This window comes from Carboxylicivirga sediminis, assembly GCF_018156225.1.
GTDB lineage: Bacteria > Bacteroidota > Bacteroidia > Bacteroidales > Marinilabiliaceae > Carboxylicivirga > Carboxylicivirga sediminis.
In genome coordinates this window covers 57,815-73,510 of record NZ_JAGTAR010000004.1, presented here as the reverse complement: position 1 = coordinate 73,510, position 15,696 = coordinate 57,815, and the positions used below count along the sequence as shown (strand labels likewise).

Here is a 15,696-nt window from a genome sequence, read left to right as displayed (position 1 = left end):
AAAAATAAAAAAGTGTAAGCATGAAAAAGCAAAAACATACGTAAAGGTGGTCAATACTTTGCTTTGATAAAATCATGAATCAACTAATGAATTAAGGAAAAGTCAGTTATGATCGCCACTATCCCCAGAGAGTGTACAGGCTATTAACCGATAACGTTTTACAAATCGTAAATACTCTTTTGCTTTGGTTGCTCACGGCGCAATTGCTCATAATGGTACTTACGCTGGGCCTCCATAAATATTGGGGTAAAGCTCTCCTTCGGCGATGGAGCAGGCGATAAGCGCAACTTCTGAGTTGGATCAATCACAAAATAGGCCGGAAGGGCTTTAATACGGTAGTCAAGCGCCACTTTGGGCATGGCTCCATAATGCAAAAAATCCCATTTAAACTTATTAGCCTTCACCAGTTGCTCAGCGGCAGTTGGGTCCTCATCCATAATAACAGTGACAATCGTCAATTCACGTCGCAGTTGTTTATACAGCACATTCAGCAACTGCAATTCCTCCTTACAGGTATGATTGCTGGTATGCATGAAGTTGAGGTAAACAAATTTGCCTTCATAATCATTTAAAGAACGCTCTTTACCATCGAGTCGATAAAGCGTAAACTGTGGCGCAGCTGAGCCTGTTCGCAGCCAGGTGACCTGCTTATGCAAACCCGCTGCTATTTCTCTAATCCGATAGAATTTACTTTGCTCGGTAGCTTCTTTAAAGAGGCGAATAATCGTTTCCTGCTCATACCGGCCTGAGTAAAAACCATCATAAAAACCTTTTAATAATACTAATTCAGCAAAAAGGCCATCAGCGAACAAAGTGTCCTTCTGCAAAATAGTTGATAAACTGTCGAAGCGGGCTCCTTTGGCATAGGCATCGCGCAATGCCTCACCGGCCGATGACGAGAAATAATAATTGAAGAAGCCTTTAAAATAGATATTAAAAGCCTGTATAAACGAAGGCATCATAACACTAATAGAATCGCCTTTGAAGGTTTCATAAATGGCTTTTCGCTTATTACGCTTATAGGCCAGCATGCGCAATTCGCCATAGGCATACTGCCGGTACTTCGAAAGATAAGGGTGAGTGCATGAGTGCAGGCTATCCGTTGTACTCATGATATGATTGGCCAGCTTTACATCGGCGTTGGCAAAAATGCGCACTGCATTACCATTGTATTGGTCAGTCAGATAGTTGTCAAAAGCCGTAATAGATCGATTCAGTCCCTGGGCATCGGCGTTGGCTATTCCTAACTCTATTTCTTCAGGTACAAAATACGGATTAAATCTATCGGCATCGGAGCGTGGTTTGAAAGGAGGCAGCACCAGTTCATAGCTTTGACCTGGTTCCAGATATATATGGCCCCGAAATTTCCCCATGTCAATACTGACATGCGTAACTGCCGCCAGTTCGATACTTTGCTCAAAATCACCCTTTTCATTCACCCTGACAACCATTAAATCAGCCATTTCCATAGAAATGGGATTAACTACCTTTTGCACGACAAGATCATAGCCCGCATAATCAGGTGCATTTCCCTTAACGGTAACCCACCTGAGCGGCTGCTGACCCAGTAGCGAGCCTATATTTAATAAGGCTATCAGGAGAACAAACAAGCGCATTACAGATAATTTTGAATATTAATCTGAATAGCTTTTGGCAGAAACTGACCTGCATCACCTCCATGCTTAACAATGTCGCGAACAATGGAGCTATTAACAGGCGTGTGCTCAGGCGTTGTTAACAGAAAGACCGAATCAAAACCACTCATTGCCTTATTAACCTGTGCAATAGCGCGCTCGTACTCAAAGTCAGCTGCTGTGCGGATACCTCTTAAGATATGGGTACAGCCCACTTCTTTGGCAAAATCAACGGTTAATCCTTCATACTTTTCAACACTCACGCGTTCGTCATCTACAAACACGTCCCGAATCCATTTCATCCGGTCTTCCAACGGGAAGAAATCATTTTTATTGGAGTTATAACCAACGGCAATAATCACTTTATCGAAAAGGCTTAAACCTCTTCTTACAACATCTTCGTGTCCGACTGTAAAGGGATCGAATGAACCCGGGAATATGGCTATTTTCATAGTTATTTAAGTATCAGCATAAGGCACCAGTTCAAGTTGTTTGGTCAGGTGACAGCAGTGCCATTAATAAGTTACAAGACCGTAAAATTTGGAAAAAATAGCCGCTCTGACAAGTTATCAACCGGTATTTTATCTACCAAAACTTAATTTTACCTGCTGCAAAAGCCGACATGCGCAGCAAAATAAAGCCATGACTAAAACGCGAAATATTTGTATCTCCATACTTGCGCTCGCGATAGCGAATGGGTAAATCAATTATTTTAAGGTTGAGTTTATAGGCTCCAAAAAGCAGGTCAAAATCACCAAAAGGATCAAAATCACCAAAGAACTTTCTGTTTCGTGCCAGCTTAATATAGTCTTTCCTGAACATGACCTTAGTCCCACACAAGGTATCTTTGATGGGCCGCTCCAGTATCCAGCTAAACAGGCGCGAAAAGAAATGGTTACCAATGGTGTTTAGGCTGCGCATGGCATTCTTCTCCATGGGATATACCAGCCGAACACCGTTGATAAACTCGCCTTTTCCACGGGTGATTGCGTTGTAGAACTTTGGCAGGTCTTCAGGCGGCACCGTCAAATCAGCGTCTAATATCATCAGAATATCTCCTTCAGCAGCTGCATAACCTTTTCTTACAGCATCACCCTTGCCTTTTCCGTCCTGCTGCATAATTTTAATACGGTGCGTATCTTTATATTTTTCGGCCATCAGCTGTATGGTCGCCCAGGTATCATCAGTTGAATTTCCCTCAACAAAAATAAGTTCGGTGAATCGGCCCATTTGTGGTGTTCGCAGAATAGCTGCTTCGATATTACCACTTTCGTTGCGTGCAGGCACCACTACAGACACAGAATAACGCTGGTCAACCTCCTCCTGCGTCAGGCGAGGCGGAAAGGGCCGGGCAAACACAAATTGGTTCAAACCAAATAGCTGAAAAAAAGGCAATCGCGAAACAAAACGATTGAGTAATCCGGACACCAGTGGTATGCGGTAAGGCATCAGCATGCTGCGATTGGTTTTATACGCATCGAAGTCGGACAAGTACAACAGATTAGCAATATCACCGGTTGACAACCAGTTTTGCTCAGGTGTCCGTTTTTTGATGCCAACCCATTCGGCCAGACGTATAATTGGTTCCCAAATACGATTATAATAGGTGACAATAATCCGGGTTTCCGGGTGACACACTTTCTTTAGCTGGTTAAATACGTGCTCGATATCATCTATTACCCCAATCAAATTCGACAGAATAATGACATCGTAAGTTTGATTCAGCTGTATATTCTCGGCTTCCATGAGCTCAAACTGAATGTGAGGAAACTGTTCACGGGCCTGTTCAAGAATGGGTGAGCAAAAATCAATCCCTGTTTTACTTTTCCCGTTGACAGCTGCCAGTAACTCTCCCGAGCCACATCCTATTTCTAAAACAGAACTCTCATCATGAATAAAATAATTACAATAGCGCGTAATTGAATCCCAATAGTAGCTTCTTCTCTTTCGGTATTTTACCCAGTTTTTTGCCCTAGATTCAAAATAAGCTCTCCGCTCCTCGTTAACTTTCATTGTCAGCCCTTTTGTCATTCACCAATTTTTGCAGCATCATAATCCACTCTGAATAAATAAGCCGGTTCACTGGTACCTATTTGATGTTCAAGCTTAAAAACCAATGGATATTTTTGCGATATAATGTATAAATAGCGTTGAATAGTATTAATCGTTTGTCCGTTATTAATCGCCGGATTCTTACGCAGACTGGCCATTATCACATGACTCACCTGGCGTTCTTTCAGTCGCTTCAACAGTTCGTCAGGATCATCAGTATCGTACCTGTATATACCGTAAAACTTTTTACCATTGGCATATATACGTGCCATATTGGGCTTTCGAACAGCTACATATGCCTGTTCAGGCAACTCTTTTCCCACGTATTCGGCCATCGACAAATAGTTACGCCAATCATCGGTATACCCTTCGTACAAATCACCCCTCAGGTTTTTTCTTAGCGTTAGTAAATCCACTTCCGAAACAGAATGAGAGAAAACACTACCTGCACTAAACAGGACAAGCCCTAACACTAATCGCTGTACCATCTTACTTTTACTTATTTCAGCCAGCTGAAATAAGCCATAAAGCACAACCAACAACATCATGCTAAAGAATGGTACAATTAAGCGATACTGATCCCACAGCTTTTGCAGGACTATAAAAGTTATGCCCAGCATGGTAGCCACATAGATGGCAGTAAACAGGATGTATTTATTACGTTTAAATGCACGATAACTCCCACCTAAAAACAGCACATACAGCACTAACGTAATCAGTCCGTTGGTTGATTTGACAGCGACATCCTTTAGGCCTATCATATGCAGAAAATGCTTTGAGAGATAGAGATTTGAATTATCAATAAAACGGCTGATAAAACCTGATAGTGTTTCTTTTCCCTGATCGAGTTGATATGGATGCTTGTATAATAGTGTACTGGCCTGTCCGCCGTCGAACCACCCATTACTCCATATGGCTTGTTTTATCAGTATAAACAGGAAAAGAATACCTGCACATGAAATTAGCAATACCCCCATTTCCTTCCAACGCTTACTGATGGTCATAAACAGCAGTACAGCAATTAAAGCTCCAACACCAACGGTGCGTGTAAGGTAGCCGGCTACAATCGTCAGACTTAACAGGATGAGCGGTTTCCATGCCCATTGATCAGAGGCATCATCTATCAACCTAAACACGAAGGCAAAAACAGGTATCTGAATTAAAATAAAAAGAGCTTCACTGTAGGTCTGGCTACTAAAATAGATATAGAAACTACTTAAACTACTGATTAATAAAGTGGAAAATAGCAATGTATAGTTAATACGCTCTTTGAAAACTCTGAATGTACACCAAATACCCACCAGCATCAACACAAAAGATGATAGCTTAAGCAAGCCCAACTTTATACCAAACAAGCCTACCAATAGTGATAGAAACAAGGGATAAAGCGGCCCCTGAAATGAAGGATATGTACCATTATTAATAAAATTAACGGCCCGTATGATGTAGGTGCTATCGTCGCCGCCTTCGCTGACTCGCAGGTTGAAAAGTAATAATGAAAAAATTGAGAACAACACCATTATACTTCCAATCAATATTTGATGATGCCTGGAGCACCATGCTTCAACAACGGAAAAAACATCGCCGGCAGATCTGTCTTTCAATTTCATTACTTCTTAAATATCCTTTTTGTGAGAGGTATTAACAAACAAGATGTTGCTCATATCACCAAAATCAATCATGGCCTCAGGCGCATCCTTAAAATTTTCAGGCTTAAACCCAACGATAACCAAATCGGCGTCGGTACTGCGCTGCATAATTACCTGACGAGGCGTTTCATCGCCGCTCATTGGCAAAAACACAACGTTGGAAGGTGAAATCGGCAGGCGTCCTTCCTGAATTAGGCCCAACAGTCGTTTGCGTTGCTTCTCAACCTGACTTTCGGGGAAGAAAGCAAATATTTTAATCACGGCATTACGCCACTCCGGATGTCCTGAAATGATATAAGCCAGCAAAATCATCAAGTTGGCATTACGAAAATCGTGGGCTCCAATCCACACATGAATCTCCCTTTTATAGCCAAAACCTTTATAGGACGAATTGAGCACACATACATCAAAACCCGTCGCATCAAATAACTGATAGTTCTCCAACGCATGCTTTAAGGCTTCAGGGTTACTACGCGAAAACTCAAATAATATGAGGTTATTTCCTTTTCCACTTATGCCCGATAGCTGGATTACCTGGGCAATGGCCGATGTGTAAGACGGACTAATGATCGTATCGAGGTACAAGCGACTTTTGCTGCCCTCGGCCTGGTTAATCAACCTGCTCAGTGCTTCTTGCGACTCATCGTATGTATCCTTATTCAGAAATCCTTTAATAAAATGGATATAGGTACCAAATCCATGCTTATAGCACACCCACCTCAGCAGGTCAAAGGCAGCCTGTCGTTTAAATGAATCTTCTGTAACGCAAATGGCAAAAGGTCGCCAATGGCTCTCTTCCTCATCTTTATTGGCCCTTTGAATAAATATCTGAATCTGTCGGCTGAGCTGAAAAATCACACCTTTAAACAGTTTTTCAAGACCTTGCCTTTCGGGGTTACTTACCGTTATAAAATAATAGGTAATGGCCATTGAAAGCGATGCCAGCGCTGCATACGTCCACTTCATTTGGAACATGAGCCAGAAAGAAAGGATGGCACCAATAAGTGAGAAATACCACTTATTGTATTTAAAGGTGGGGCGATAAGATGGATCGGCTGCGAAATGTTCGAGGAATGAAATGAGACAGATAAAACCGTAGGTAATCATGAAAAACATGGAGATTATCTCGGCAACAAAATTAACATCACCAATAATAATGAAGAAAAATGCGATGACAATGGTTATCACGCTGCCATTAATCGGCTCATTATCAGCCTCACGACCTTTAGCAATCCAGTTATTAAAATGGTCAAAAGGCATGATACAATCAAAACCAATGGCCTGCAAAGTACGCGGTGCCACCAGTAACGAACCAATAGCCGAAGACAAACAAGCGGCAGCCAAACCAACCGGTATAATAGGTCCCCAAACTGAAATACGCGACATAATCAGCTGGTCGGCCTGCATATCCTCAGGTGTGGCCGAAAGCGCCATTTTAAACGCCACCAACACGTAAATAATCATACCGGCCAAGGTAGCCAGCAAAGTACCTTTAGGAATGGCTTTCTTAGGGTCTTTTAAATCGCCTGACAAGCCAAGGCCAGCCGCAATACCTGTAAAGGCAGGAAATATAATGGTGAAAACCATAAAAAAGGTGTCGCCACCTTCAATGGTATTATTGAAACTCAGTTCGATTCCTTCTGAAATTGGGTTTCCCATTAAAAAGAACAGGATGGATACAAACAAAAGGGCCACTACTCCGTAAAGTGCCTTCATTCCAATATTGGCACCTCTTAACAGCACTACCACAGAAAGGATAGTCATCAGCACCAGGGTCACTATCTTTTTAAAAACAAGCGCATCAACTTCAAAAGGTAAATAAGGAATGAGCGGATCAAATGCCTCGCCAAAGGCGATAATATAGAAAGCCACACTGATGGCTTGCGATAAGTATAAGGCCAAACCAATGGCGCCTCCAATATTAAGGCCAAAAGAACGTGAAATGATGTAATAAGCCCCACCACCTTGTACGCGCTGGTTGGTAGCTATCTCGGCTACGGCAAGTGCTGTAGGCACTGTAACAGCGTGCCCGATAATGATGATGGCTAACAAACCTCCCAAACCAACATTTGCTAATGCATATCCGAAACGTAAAAATAAGATGGCTCCTAAAATGGTAGAAACAGCTGTCATAAAAACAGCCATTGCCCCAAAACCGGCGTTAGGATTTGTTAGTGTTTTCTGCATAGGTATACTGTCAATTCAAACAAACCTAATATTTTTAATTGGCTTGCCCAAAAATTGCAACACTCATCCCGCATTCTTATTGAGAAAGTCACTAAATAAGAACTAATCCATATGTAATTACATTGATATGCTTACTTTTGCAGCGTCAAACACATAACGTAATCGTCATCATGAAGCAAACAAAACCTTCAATGCACCTTAGTAAACAGGTCATTATTGGCATTCAATTCTTATTTGTGGCCTTTGGTGCCACGGTATTAGTTCCGTTACTGGTAGGTATTGATCCATCTATCGCCTTATTTTCTGCCGGTGTAGGAACATTAATTTTTCATTTAATCACCAAAGGCAAGGTACCTGTTTTTCTGGGGAGTAGTTTTGCATTTATTGCGCCTATTGTGGAAGCAACCAAGCTTTTTGGATTGCCAGGAACTTTATCCGGATTAATTGCTGTAGGTATCGTTTACATCACCGTTTCGGCGCTTATTAAAGCCCGGGGATTAGGCTTTATCGAACGCCTGTTTCCTTCAGTGGTAGTTGGGCCCGTTATCATGGTAATTGGACTTTCATTAGCCTCGGTAGGGGTTGATATGGCTAAAACTGACTGGCTGATTGCTGTGGTATCCTTATTAACTGCTATTATCGTTGTTATTTATACCAAAGGCCTTATCAAACTGATTCCAATATTCCTGGGTATTGTGGCCGGTTATGTGTTGTCGTTGATACTGGGAAAAGTTGACTTCACACCCATTAAAGATGCAGCCTGGTTTGCACTACCGCCATTTACCATGCCTGAATGGAGCTGGAAAGCGATTGTTTATATGATACCGGTTGCCATTGCTCCACTTATTGAACACGTGGGCGATATGTATGCCATTGGTGCGGTTGCTGATAAAAACTATGTAAAAGATCCGGGCTTACATCGCACCATGCTGGGTGATGGTATCGCTACATCTTTTGCTGCACTGATAGGTAGTGTGCCCAACACCACCTATTCAGAGGTTACCGGAGCCATTTCTTTAACGAAGATAACAGACCCTAAAATATTACGTATTTCGGCAATTACCGCTATTTGCTTTTCGCTGATTGGTAAGATTAGTGGATTACTTAAATCAATCCCTCAGGCAGTCCTGGGAGGCATTATGCTACTATTATTCGGGATGATTGCCAGTGTTGGTATCCGCACATTGGTTGATTCTAAAGCTGACTTAACCAAAACACGCAATCAGGTGATTGTCTCGGTTATTCTCACTGTTGGGATTGGAGGCGCAGTAATTGATTTTGGTAACTTTTCATTGGCCGGCATTGGGTTGGCTTCACTAGTAGGTGTTATTCTAAACCTGATTTTACCTGAGAAATCAAAGCCTGTTCATATTGAGGACGAACACTAAGAACAAAACATTTATATATACAAAGAAAGGCGATGGATACCATCGCCTTTCTTTGTATATATAAATGATTTTAACCTACAAATCCCACAAAAAAGATGAGTAACGCCAATGCCAGTATGCCAGCCAATAGCAAGCGGGCAAAGCTGCCATCAAGCTTTACATTCATAAACTTTGATAATACTACCAGAGCACTAACAATGGCTAATCCGAATGCAATAATGGTACTGATATAACCCAAATTGAGTGAACTCAACCCGGTCGATATTAGCGTCAGTAATACTAAACCAATAAAAACAAGGGTATATGATTTTGCGGAGATGATATTTTGCTTATCCATAATTTTAAGGTTTTAGATTTACAATAAATAAAACAGTGGGAAAATCAATACCCAAATGAGTGTTGCCAGATGCCAATACGAACCAGTTTTCTCAAGCAATGCATAATTGCCACCGTTTAAAGAATTATTGTTAACACGGCTGGTAACATAGATTAATCCGATAAATCCAACCAGTAAATGAATGGCATGCAAACCGGTCATAAAGAAATATAACCCGAAGAATAGCACATCACCGTGCCCCAAACGGGCCAACTCCTCACTGCCCGGAAAGAAGCCAAAATCAATTCTTCCTTTCCACTCAAAATAGCGATTCACCAAAAACATAAATCCGATAAACAGCGTTGTCAATAACCAGAATAGGGTTGCCATCTTATTGCCTTTACGTATGGCTACTGATGAATACGCCATACCGAGGCTCGCCCCAAGGATAATGATGGTATTCAGCACACCTGATGTGATACTTAACTCACCTGCTGCCAGGTCAAAAGCTACCGGATTTTTATACCTGTAAACTCCATATAACAGAAACAGACCTGCAAATAGGAGTAACTCAATAAATATAAAAAGCCAAATGCCACTTAGCGTAGATTCTTTTTTTTCCGATAGATTACCTGCCATAGATAATGATTGACTCATAATAACATGATTTTATTAACGACTTCAAGCTTCAGTGTTTATTGTATGAACAAGGCGATAAAAATATATAAAAGTATTTAATTACCTATTTTGCGCCTATATTTTCATGCGTAAAAGCACTAAAATCTGTTTGCCTGTACATAACAAACTTAAGCCATAGAAGTTGCATCGGGATAAAAAAAAGAGCCATCCCGGTAGGACAGCTCTCTATATTGTTAGTTGCTCGGGATTATTTTAACCATCCTAATATGGTCTGACGCCCGGTTACTTTTTGCTCTAATTCCACATCAATGCGCGTATCGACCGGCAGGTACAAGTCAACTCTCGAACCAAATTTGATAAAGCCCATTTGCTGACCTTGCTCAATCCCTTTTTCTTCTTCGGCGTAGCAAACAATCCGACGAGCCATTGCTCCCGCCACCTGACGTACAAGAATCTGCGTACCTTTTTCGTTCTCAATCACAACACTGGTACGTTCGTTCTCGGTGGATGACTTTGGCAGGTAAGCTGCCATAAAACGCCCGTTATGATGACGAAAATACTTCACAATACCTTTGATTGGAAACCAGTTGATATGCACGTTAAACACCGACATAAAAATCGAAACCTGCAGGCACTTAGTTTTTAAGTACTCATCCTCCTCTACTTCTTCGATGGCAACAACCTTACCATCAGCTGGCGCAATGATAGCTCCATCCTGCACAACAGCCTCACGCTTAGGATTGCGAAAAAAATTGAGTACTAATGCAAATACAACAAACGAGGCCAGACTTGTAAATTTAGTGACCTCAACACCTGTCAGAAAAAATATTCCATAGTTAAGTGCCAGCAAAAAAGCCAGCACAACGATAATCGTTCCGTATCCTTCTTTATGAATTGTCATTGTGTTACTTCTTAATCCTTTTATCCAAATAATACAAACAAGGCAAATACCATTGGGGCTGCAAACAACACTGCATCAAATCGATCCAGCACTCCTCCGTGTCCGGGTAATATAGAACCAGAATCTTTGATGTCAACATTACGCTTAAGCATCGATTCAACCAAATCGCCTATGGTACCAAAAATCGATACAATTAAGGCTGCTCCTATCCAAACACCCAGACTGGCAATACCCGATAACTTAAAAATAATGACTGCAGCTACAATTGTAAATATGATGCCTCCAATAAATCCTTCCCAGGTCTTTTTTGGAGATATTCGTTCAAATAATTTATGCTTACCTATACTCACCCCTACTATATATGCACCAGAGTCGTTGCTCCAAACCAAAATAAAAAAGCCTAACAGAATGGAAGCCTGAAAAACGCCATTAATGCAACCAGTTAAAAACAGAAACGATAAGGGAAGCGAAATATACACAGGTATCATCAGCGTTAATGCGATGCGCTGAAAAGGATTTTCCCCTCCTTTGAATAACTCATATACAAAAGGCAACCACACCATTGGCATTAAAATCACATACCATGTTCGGTCAATATAGCCTTGCGAATCGAGAAACACTAAGACCTGAAATGTAAGCCCCAGCAGAAGTGATGCAAATATGTTGAGCTTACCATATTTACGTTCCAATAATCGACCTAATTCTAAAATACCTAATACAGCTACCAGCAAACACACCAGAAAAAAGGCAATGGGATGTATAAAAATAGAACCGGCTACTGCTCCTACGAACAAGATACCCGTTAAAGTGCGCTGTAAGAAATTATTCATCGATTATCTTTAGTGGTGCAAAGTTAACATATCCTGCCAAAAAAGAAAATCATCATTATTGATGAATTAGCACGATAAGTTCTTTTGGACCATGCGCACCCATAACTAAGGTCTTTTCAATATCTGCCGTGCGGCTTGGGCCGGTAATGACTGTTGCCTGAGATGGCATATTATCCTTATATTTTTCATTGAAACGGCTAATGGCATCATCTAAAAATGGCACCAACTGATCAACATTAGCAATGATAACATGCACCGGTGGAAAAACATTTAAGCGGCGCCCCGATGCAACTGCCGAGCTCACCATAACGGAGCCTGTCCGGGCAATCAAAAGCTCGCATCCGGTAATTCCTACCTGCATCGATTCGAAATCTTCATCATTACCCAATTGAATTGAATCGGGTATATAGGGCAACAATGACTCTTCAAGACAAAAGACATTATTCCAACAGTGTTCGTCAGCCAGTTCGACCAGTTGCCTCGCCACCGCCAGTTGATTATCACAGACAACCACCTGACCATTAACCTTCTCAAACTCGTCAATAAAGGTGGATAACAAATTATCTGGCGATGAAAAAACAGCAGCGGACTGCACCCTCTCAGGCATCAGTCCGCTGTTTTTTTGATCAGCACTTTCAAGCCTACTTAAAATGTTGGCCCGTGCTTTATCTGATATTTTTTTTGTTCGATTATGCATTATCATCCGAAGATGCTTCGGCTGCAGGCTTTGAGTCTTCAGCAGCTTCATTATCATTTATATCCTCTTCCTGAATAACATGCTCCGAAATGCGTTTACCAAATATTTTTTCGAGATCCTCACTGAAAATCACTTCTTTTTCAAGTAGCAATTCAGCTAATTTAGTATGCTTCTCATGATTCTCAACCAATATTTTCTTAGCGCGCTTATATTGCTGATCAATAATACGTCCTACTTCCTCATCCATTAATTCAGCTGTCTTCTCGCTGTATGGTTTATTAAATGAGTAATCAGACTGACCTGAAGAATCAAAATAACTGATATTGCCCACCTTATCGCTCATGCCATAATAGGACACCATTGCGTAAGCCTGCTTTGTTACTTTCTCCAGATCATTCAAGGCACCGGTACTAATCTTACCAAACATGATTTCTTCAGCGGCACGTCCTCCAAGCGTTGAACACATCTCATCCAAAATTTGCTCGGTAGTTGTTAACTGGCGTTCTTCCGGCAGGTACCAGGCAGCACCCAAAGCTTTACCCCTTGGCACAATCGTTACCTTTACCAGCGGGTGAGCATATTCCAGTAACCAGCTGATGGTAGCATGACCAGCCTCGTGATAGGCAATGGCCTTTTTCTCATCCTTTGAAATAATCTTATTCTTCTTCTCTAAACCGCCAACAATTCGGTCAACTGCACTCAGAAAATCTTCTTTCTCAACAATCTTTTTATCGCCACGAGCCGCTATCAATGCCGCCTCATTACATACATTGGCAATATCGGCACCTGAGAAGCCAGGTGTTTGCTTTGCCAAGAAATCGCTCTCCACATCATCTTTCAGGCGTAGTGGACGCAGGTGTACTTCAAAGATAGCTTTACGTTCTTTAAGGTCTGGTAACTCTACATGTATCTGACGGTCGAAACGTCCCGCACGCATCAGGGCGCGATCCAGAATATCGGCACGGTTAGTGGCAGCCAGAATAATTACACCACTATTGGTTCCAAAACCATCCATTTCGGTTAGTAACTGGTTCAGGGTATTTTCACGCTCATCGTTGGCACCCATGTTAGGGCTTTTGCCACGGGCACGACCAATGGCGTCAATCTCATCGATAAACACGATACAAGGTGATTTTTCCTTGGCCTTCTTAAATAAGTCGCGCACACGGCTGGCACCAACACCCACAAACATTTCCACAAAGTCTGAACCTGACATGCTAAAGAACGGTACGTTGGCCTCACCGGCAACAGCTTTTGCCAATAATGTTTTACCTGTTCCCGGAGGGCCTACCAATAAGGCGCCTTTAGGTATCTTACCCCCCAACTCGGTATATTTTTCAGGACGTTTCAGGAATTCAACAATCTCTTCAAGTTCCTGCTTGGCCTCCACCAGGCCTGCCACATCTTTGAATGTTACATTAATGTCTGACTCTTTATCAAACATTTTGGCTTTTGACTTGCCAACGTTGAATATATTACCGGCACCACCGGCGCCACCCTGTGCACCCATCCGGCGAAAGATGAATATCCAGATAGCCACCAATAGTAACAGTGGCCACATAAAAGTAAAAAACTCACCAAAGAAATCGGTTCGCGTTTCGTAATCTACTGGAATGGTTGTGTTTTGCTCTGATTCGGCCAATGCCACCGCTTCGTCAAACTTATCAATTGTAGATAAGTTAAAAGTAAAATGTGGACCTGCAGCTGGCGGACCAGAATTGGTCAAATTTTCATTAAACAGGTGCTTGTACTTATCCAGCTTATCCTCTTTAATGGTTACTTCGGCAACACCTTCATTTCGTACAACAATGATTTTATCGATATCACCTCCAACAAGTACCTCATTTTTAAAATCACTGTAGGAAATCTTATGAGGTCCCTGTCCGAAGTCCATTCGGCTGACCAATATAAGTGCAATGGCTATTAAGCCGTAGGCCCAATACAGATTAAATTTCGGAAACTTTGACTTATCCTTGTCACCTCCCGGCGTATTCGGTTTTCCGTTTGACATGTGCTTACTTTCTAGTTAAAATAGGTTTTCTATATCCGTACGTTTGGCATCGGCCCACAGCGCCTCAAGGTTATAATACCCTCGCTGCTCCTTATGGAAAACATGCACCACCACATCGAAGTAATCCAATAAAATCCAAAGCGCATTTTCGCGCCCTTCAACATGATTTGGTTTATCGCCTAAATGCTTACGCACGTAATCTTCAATCCCGTCAGCAATCGCATCTACCTGTGTAGTACTTTCACCATCACAAATCACAAAATACTGACAAATCGTATTATCTAATTTTGATAAATCCAAGATAGCAATATTTGTGCCTTTCTTATCCTGAATACCTTCAACAATAGCATCTGCTAATTGTTTAGCAGAGTAATTCTCTTCATTCATCCGCAGTTGTTGTCTTTTCTGTTGCTTTGTTTTGCAGTTATAAAGTATAGGTTAAAATATACCTGGGGCACGACTCCTGTTGGATCAACATTTTCCGGCAATGGTATACTTTTGCTCAAAGATACTACTTTTAAAAAATTATAAACATCTATTTTTGTCAAATAGATAATGAGCCGCCTGGCCTGACATATTTTCACAATAAACTGTAATGATGACATATTCAGCACCTGATTTTTTAGTATACCCCGAACTGGGTTCTACCAATACCGAACTCAAACGGCTCTTAAACGAAAGAAAACTGGCTGAGCATAGTGTTGTGATTACAAACCACCAAACAGCGGGCAAAGGACAGGTAGGCAATAAATGGGAGAGTGAACAAAACAGTAATCTCACATTCAGCCTGCTGCTCAAACCAACATTTTTGGCGCCACACCTGCAGTTTTATATCTCAAAAGCAGTGTCACTGGCGCTGATTGACACCATTAAGCAAGTAAGCCAACAAGATGCCACCATTAAATGGCCCAATGATATTTACATTAATGACTCCAAGGTGGCAGGGATTTTAATTGAGAATTCGATACTGGGAAGTGCACTTGATTATTGCATTGTGGGCATTGGTCTGAATGTCAACCAGGAAGCGTTTATTTCTGATGCCCCCAACCCGATTTCGCTGAAACAATTAACTGGTCAGCACTTTGAACTGGAACTATTACTGGAACTATTACTCGACAATATTAATGAGCGTTACCATCAGCTGGAAACACACCGCATGGCATTGATAAATGACGATTACCTGACCAACCTGTATCGCAAGGAAGGTACCTACAGCTACCGGGACGATAAGGAGACATTTGAGGCACAGATAGCTTCGGTAAACGAGATGGGCTTGCTAACACTTGTAGACACTAATAAGCAAAAGCGTGAATATGCCTTTAAAGAGGTGCAATTTGTGATATAATGAAAAAGAGCAAAGCTGACAGCCAATTGCAAATAAGCAATAACTGA

General features: G+C 41.6%; 14 protein-coding genes. 2 read left to right on the top strand and 12 right to left on the bottom strand.

Translation table 11 applies throughout. The features are described 5' to 3' along the window. Positions 1–158 precede the first annotated feature (158 nt). The 5 genes from KDU71_RS04130 to KDU71_RS04110 form a co-directional block, all read right to left on the bottom strand. A complete protein-coding gene (locus KDU71_RS04130) occupies positions 159–1,616 on the bottom strand; it encodes a TlpA family protein disulfide reductase (RefSeq protein ID WP_212188643.1) in 1,458 nt (485 codons plus the stop codon). Beyond that, on the bottom strand, positions 1,616–2,086 hold the full coding sequence (gene coaD, locus KDU71_RS04125; RefSeq protein ID WP_212188642.1) for a pantetheine-phosphate adenylyltransferase: 471 nt from the start codon (positions 2,084–2,086) through the stop codon (positions 1,616–1,618). Before coaD ends, KDU71_RS04130 begins: the two co-directional genes overlap by 1 nt. A gap of 133 nt (positions 2,087–2,219) precedes the next feature. After that, complete coding sequence (locus tag KDU71_RS04120) at positions 2,220–3,647, bottom strand: glycosyltransferase (protein WP_212188641.1); 1,428 nt, start codon at positions 3,645–3,647, stop codon at positions 2,220–2,222. 14 nt (positions 3,648–3,661) lie between these two features. Continuing rightward, positions 3,662–5,296: a glycosyltransferase family protein gene (locus KDU71_RS04115; RefSeq protein ID WP_212188640.1), complete on the bottom strand. Its 1,635-nt coding sequence runs from the start codon at positions 5,294–5,296 to the stop codon at positions 3,662–3,664. Positions 5,297–5,302: 6 nt separating this feature from the next. Further along, positions 5,303–7,522 carry an amino acid permease gene (locus tag KDU71_RS04110; RefSeq protein ID WP_212188639.1) on the bottom strand — a complete coding sequence of 740 codons (2,220 nt, stop codon included), beginning with the start codon at positions 7,520–7,522 and terminating at the stop codon, positions 5,303–5,305. A 170-nt stretch (positions 7,523–7,692) separates the two neighbouring features. Here KDU71_RS04110 and KDU71_RS04105 point away from each other — a divergent pair, with 170 nt between their 5' ends. Continuing rightward, a complete protein-coding gene (locus KDU71_RS04105) occupies positions 7,693–8,910 on the top strand; it encodes a uracil-xanthine permease family protein (RefSeq protein ID WP_212188638.1) in 1,218 nt (405 codons plus the stop codon). A gap of 70 nt (positions 8,911–8,980) precedes the next feature. Here the strand turns inward: KDU71_RS04105 and KDU71_RS04100 are convergent, their stop codons facing one another. The 7 genes from KDU71_RS04100 to rsfS all read right to left on the bottom strand — a co-directional run bounded on the left by KDU71_RS04100 (position 8,981) and on the right by rsfS (position 14,691). Then, positions 8,981–9,247: a cytochrome C oxidase subunit IV family protein gene (locus KDU71_RS04100; RefSeq protein WP_212188637.1), complete on the bottom strand. Its 267-nt coding sequence runs from the start codon at positions 9,245–9,247 to the stop codon at positions 8,981–8,983. A gap of 18 nt (positions 9,248–9,265) precedes the next feature. Then, the gene (locus tag KDU71_RS04095) at positions 9,266–9,883 is read right to left on the bottom strand and encodes a cytochrome c oxidase subunit 3 (RefSeq protein WP_212188636.1); all 618 of its coding nucleotides are present in this window, start codon (positions 9,881–9,883) and stop codon (positions 9,266–9,268) included. Between the two features lie 229 nt (positions 9,884–10,112). Then, positions 10,113–10,766 (bottom strand): phosphatidylserine decarboxylase family protein, encoded by a 654-nt coding sequence (locus tag KDU71_RS04090; RefSeq protein WP_212188635.1) that lies wholly within the window; start codon positions 10,764–10,766, stop codon positions 10,113–10,115. A gap of 20 nt (positions 10,767–10,786) precedes the next feature. Next, positions 10,787–11,596 carry a phosphatidate cytidylyltransferase gene (locus KDU71_RS04085; protein ID WP_212188634.1) on the bottom strand — a complete coding sequence of 270 codons (810 nt, stop codon included), beginning with the start codon at positions 11,594–11,596 and terminating at the stop codon, positions 10,787–10,789. Positions 11,597–11,651: 55 nt separating this feature from the next. Then, positions 11,652–12,344 carry a LutC/YkgG family protein gene (locus KDU71_RS04080; protein ID WP_212188633.1) on the bottom strand — a complete coding sequence of 231 codons (693 nt, stop codon included), beginning with the start codon at positions 12,342–12,344 and terminating at the stop codon, positions 11,652–11,654. Further along, on the bottom strand, positions 12,286–14,304 hold the full coding sequence (gene ftsH / locus KDU71_RS04075; RefSeq protein WP_212188632.1) for an ATP-dependent zinc metalloprotease FtsH: 2,019 nt from the start codon (positions 14,302–14,304) through the stop codon (positions 12,286–12,288). The genes KDU71_RS04080 and ftsH overlap by 59 nt, the downstream gene beginning before the upstream one ends. Before the next feature lie 15 nt (positions 14,305–14,319). Next, a complete protein-coding gene (gene rsfS / locus KDU71_RS04070) occupies positions 14,320–14,691 on the bottom strand; it encodes a ribosome silencing factor (RefSeq protein ID WP_212188631.1) in 372 nt (123 codons plus the stop codon). Positions 14,692–14,899: 208 nt separating this feature from the next. Here rsfS and KDU71_RS04065 point away from each other — a divergent pair, with 208 nt between their 5' ends. Beyond that, on the top strand, positions 14,900–15,649 hold the full coding sequence (locus KDU71_RS04065; RefSeq protein ID WP_212188630.1) for a biotin--[acetyl-CoA-carboxylase] ligase: 750 nt from the start codon (positions 14,900–14,902) through the stop codon (positions 15,647–15,649). Positions 15,650–15,696 lie beyond the last annotated feature (47 nt).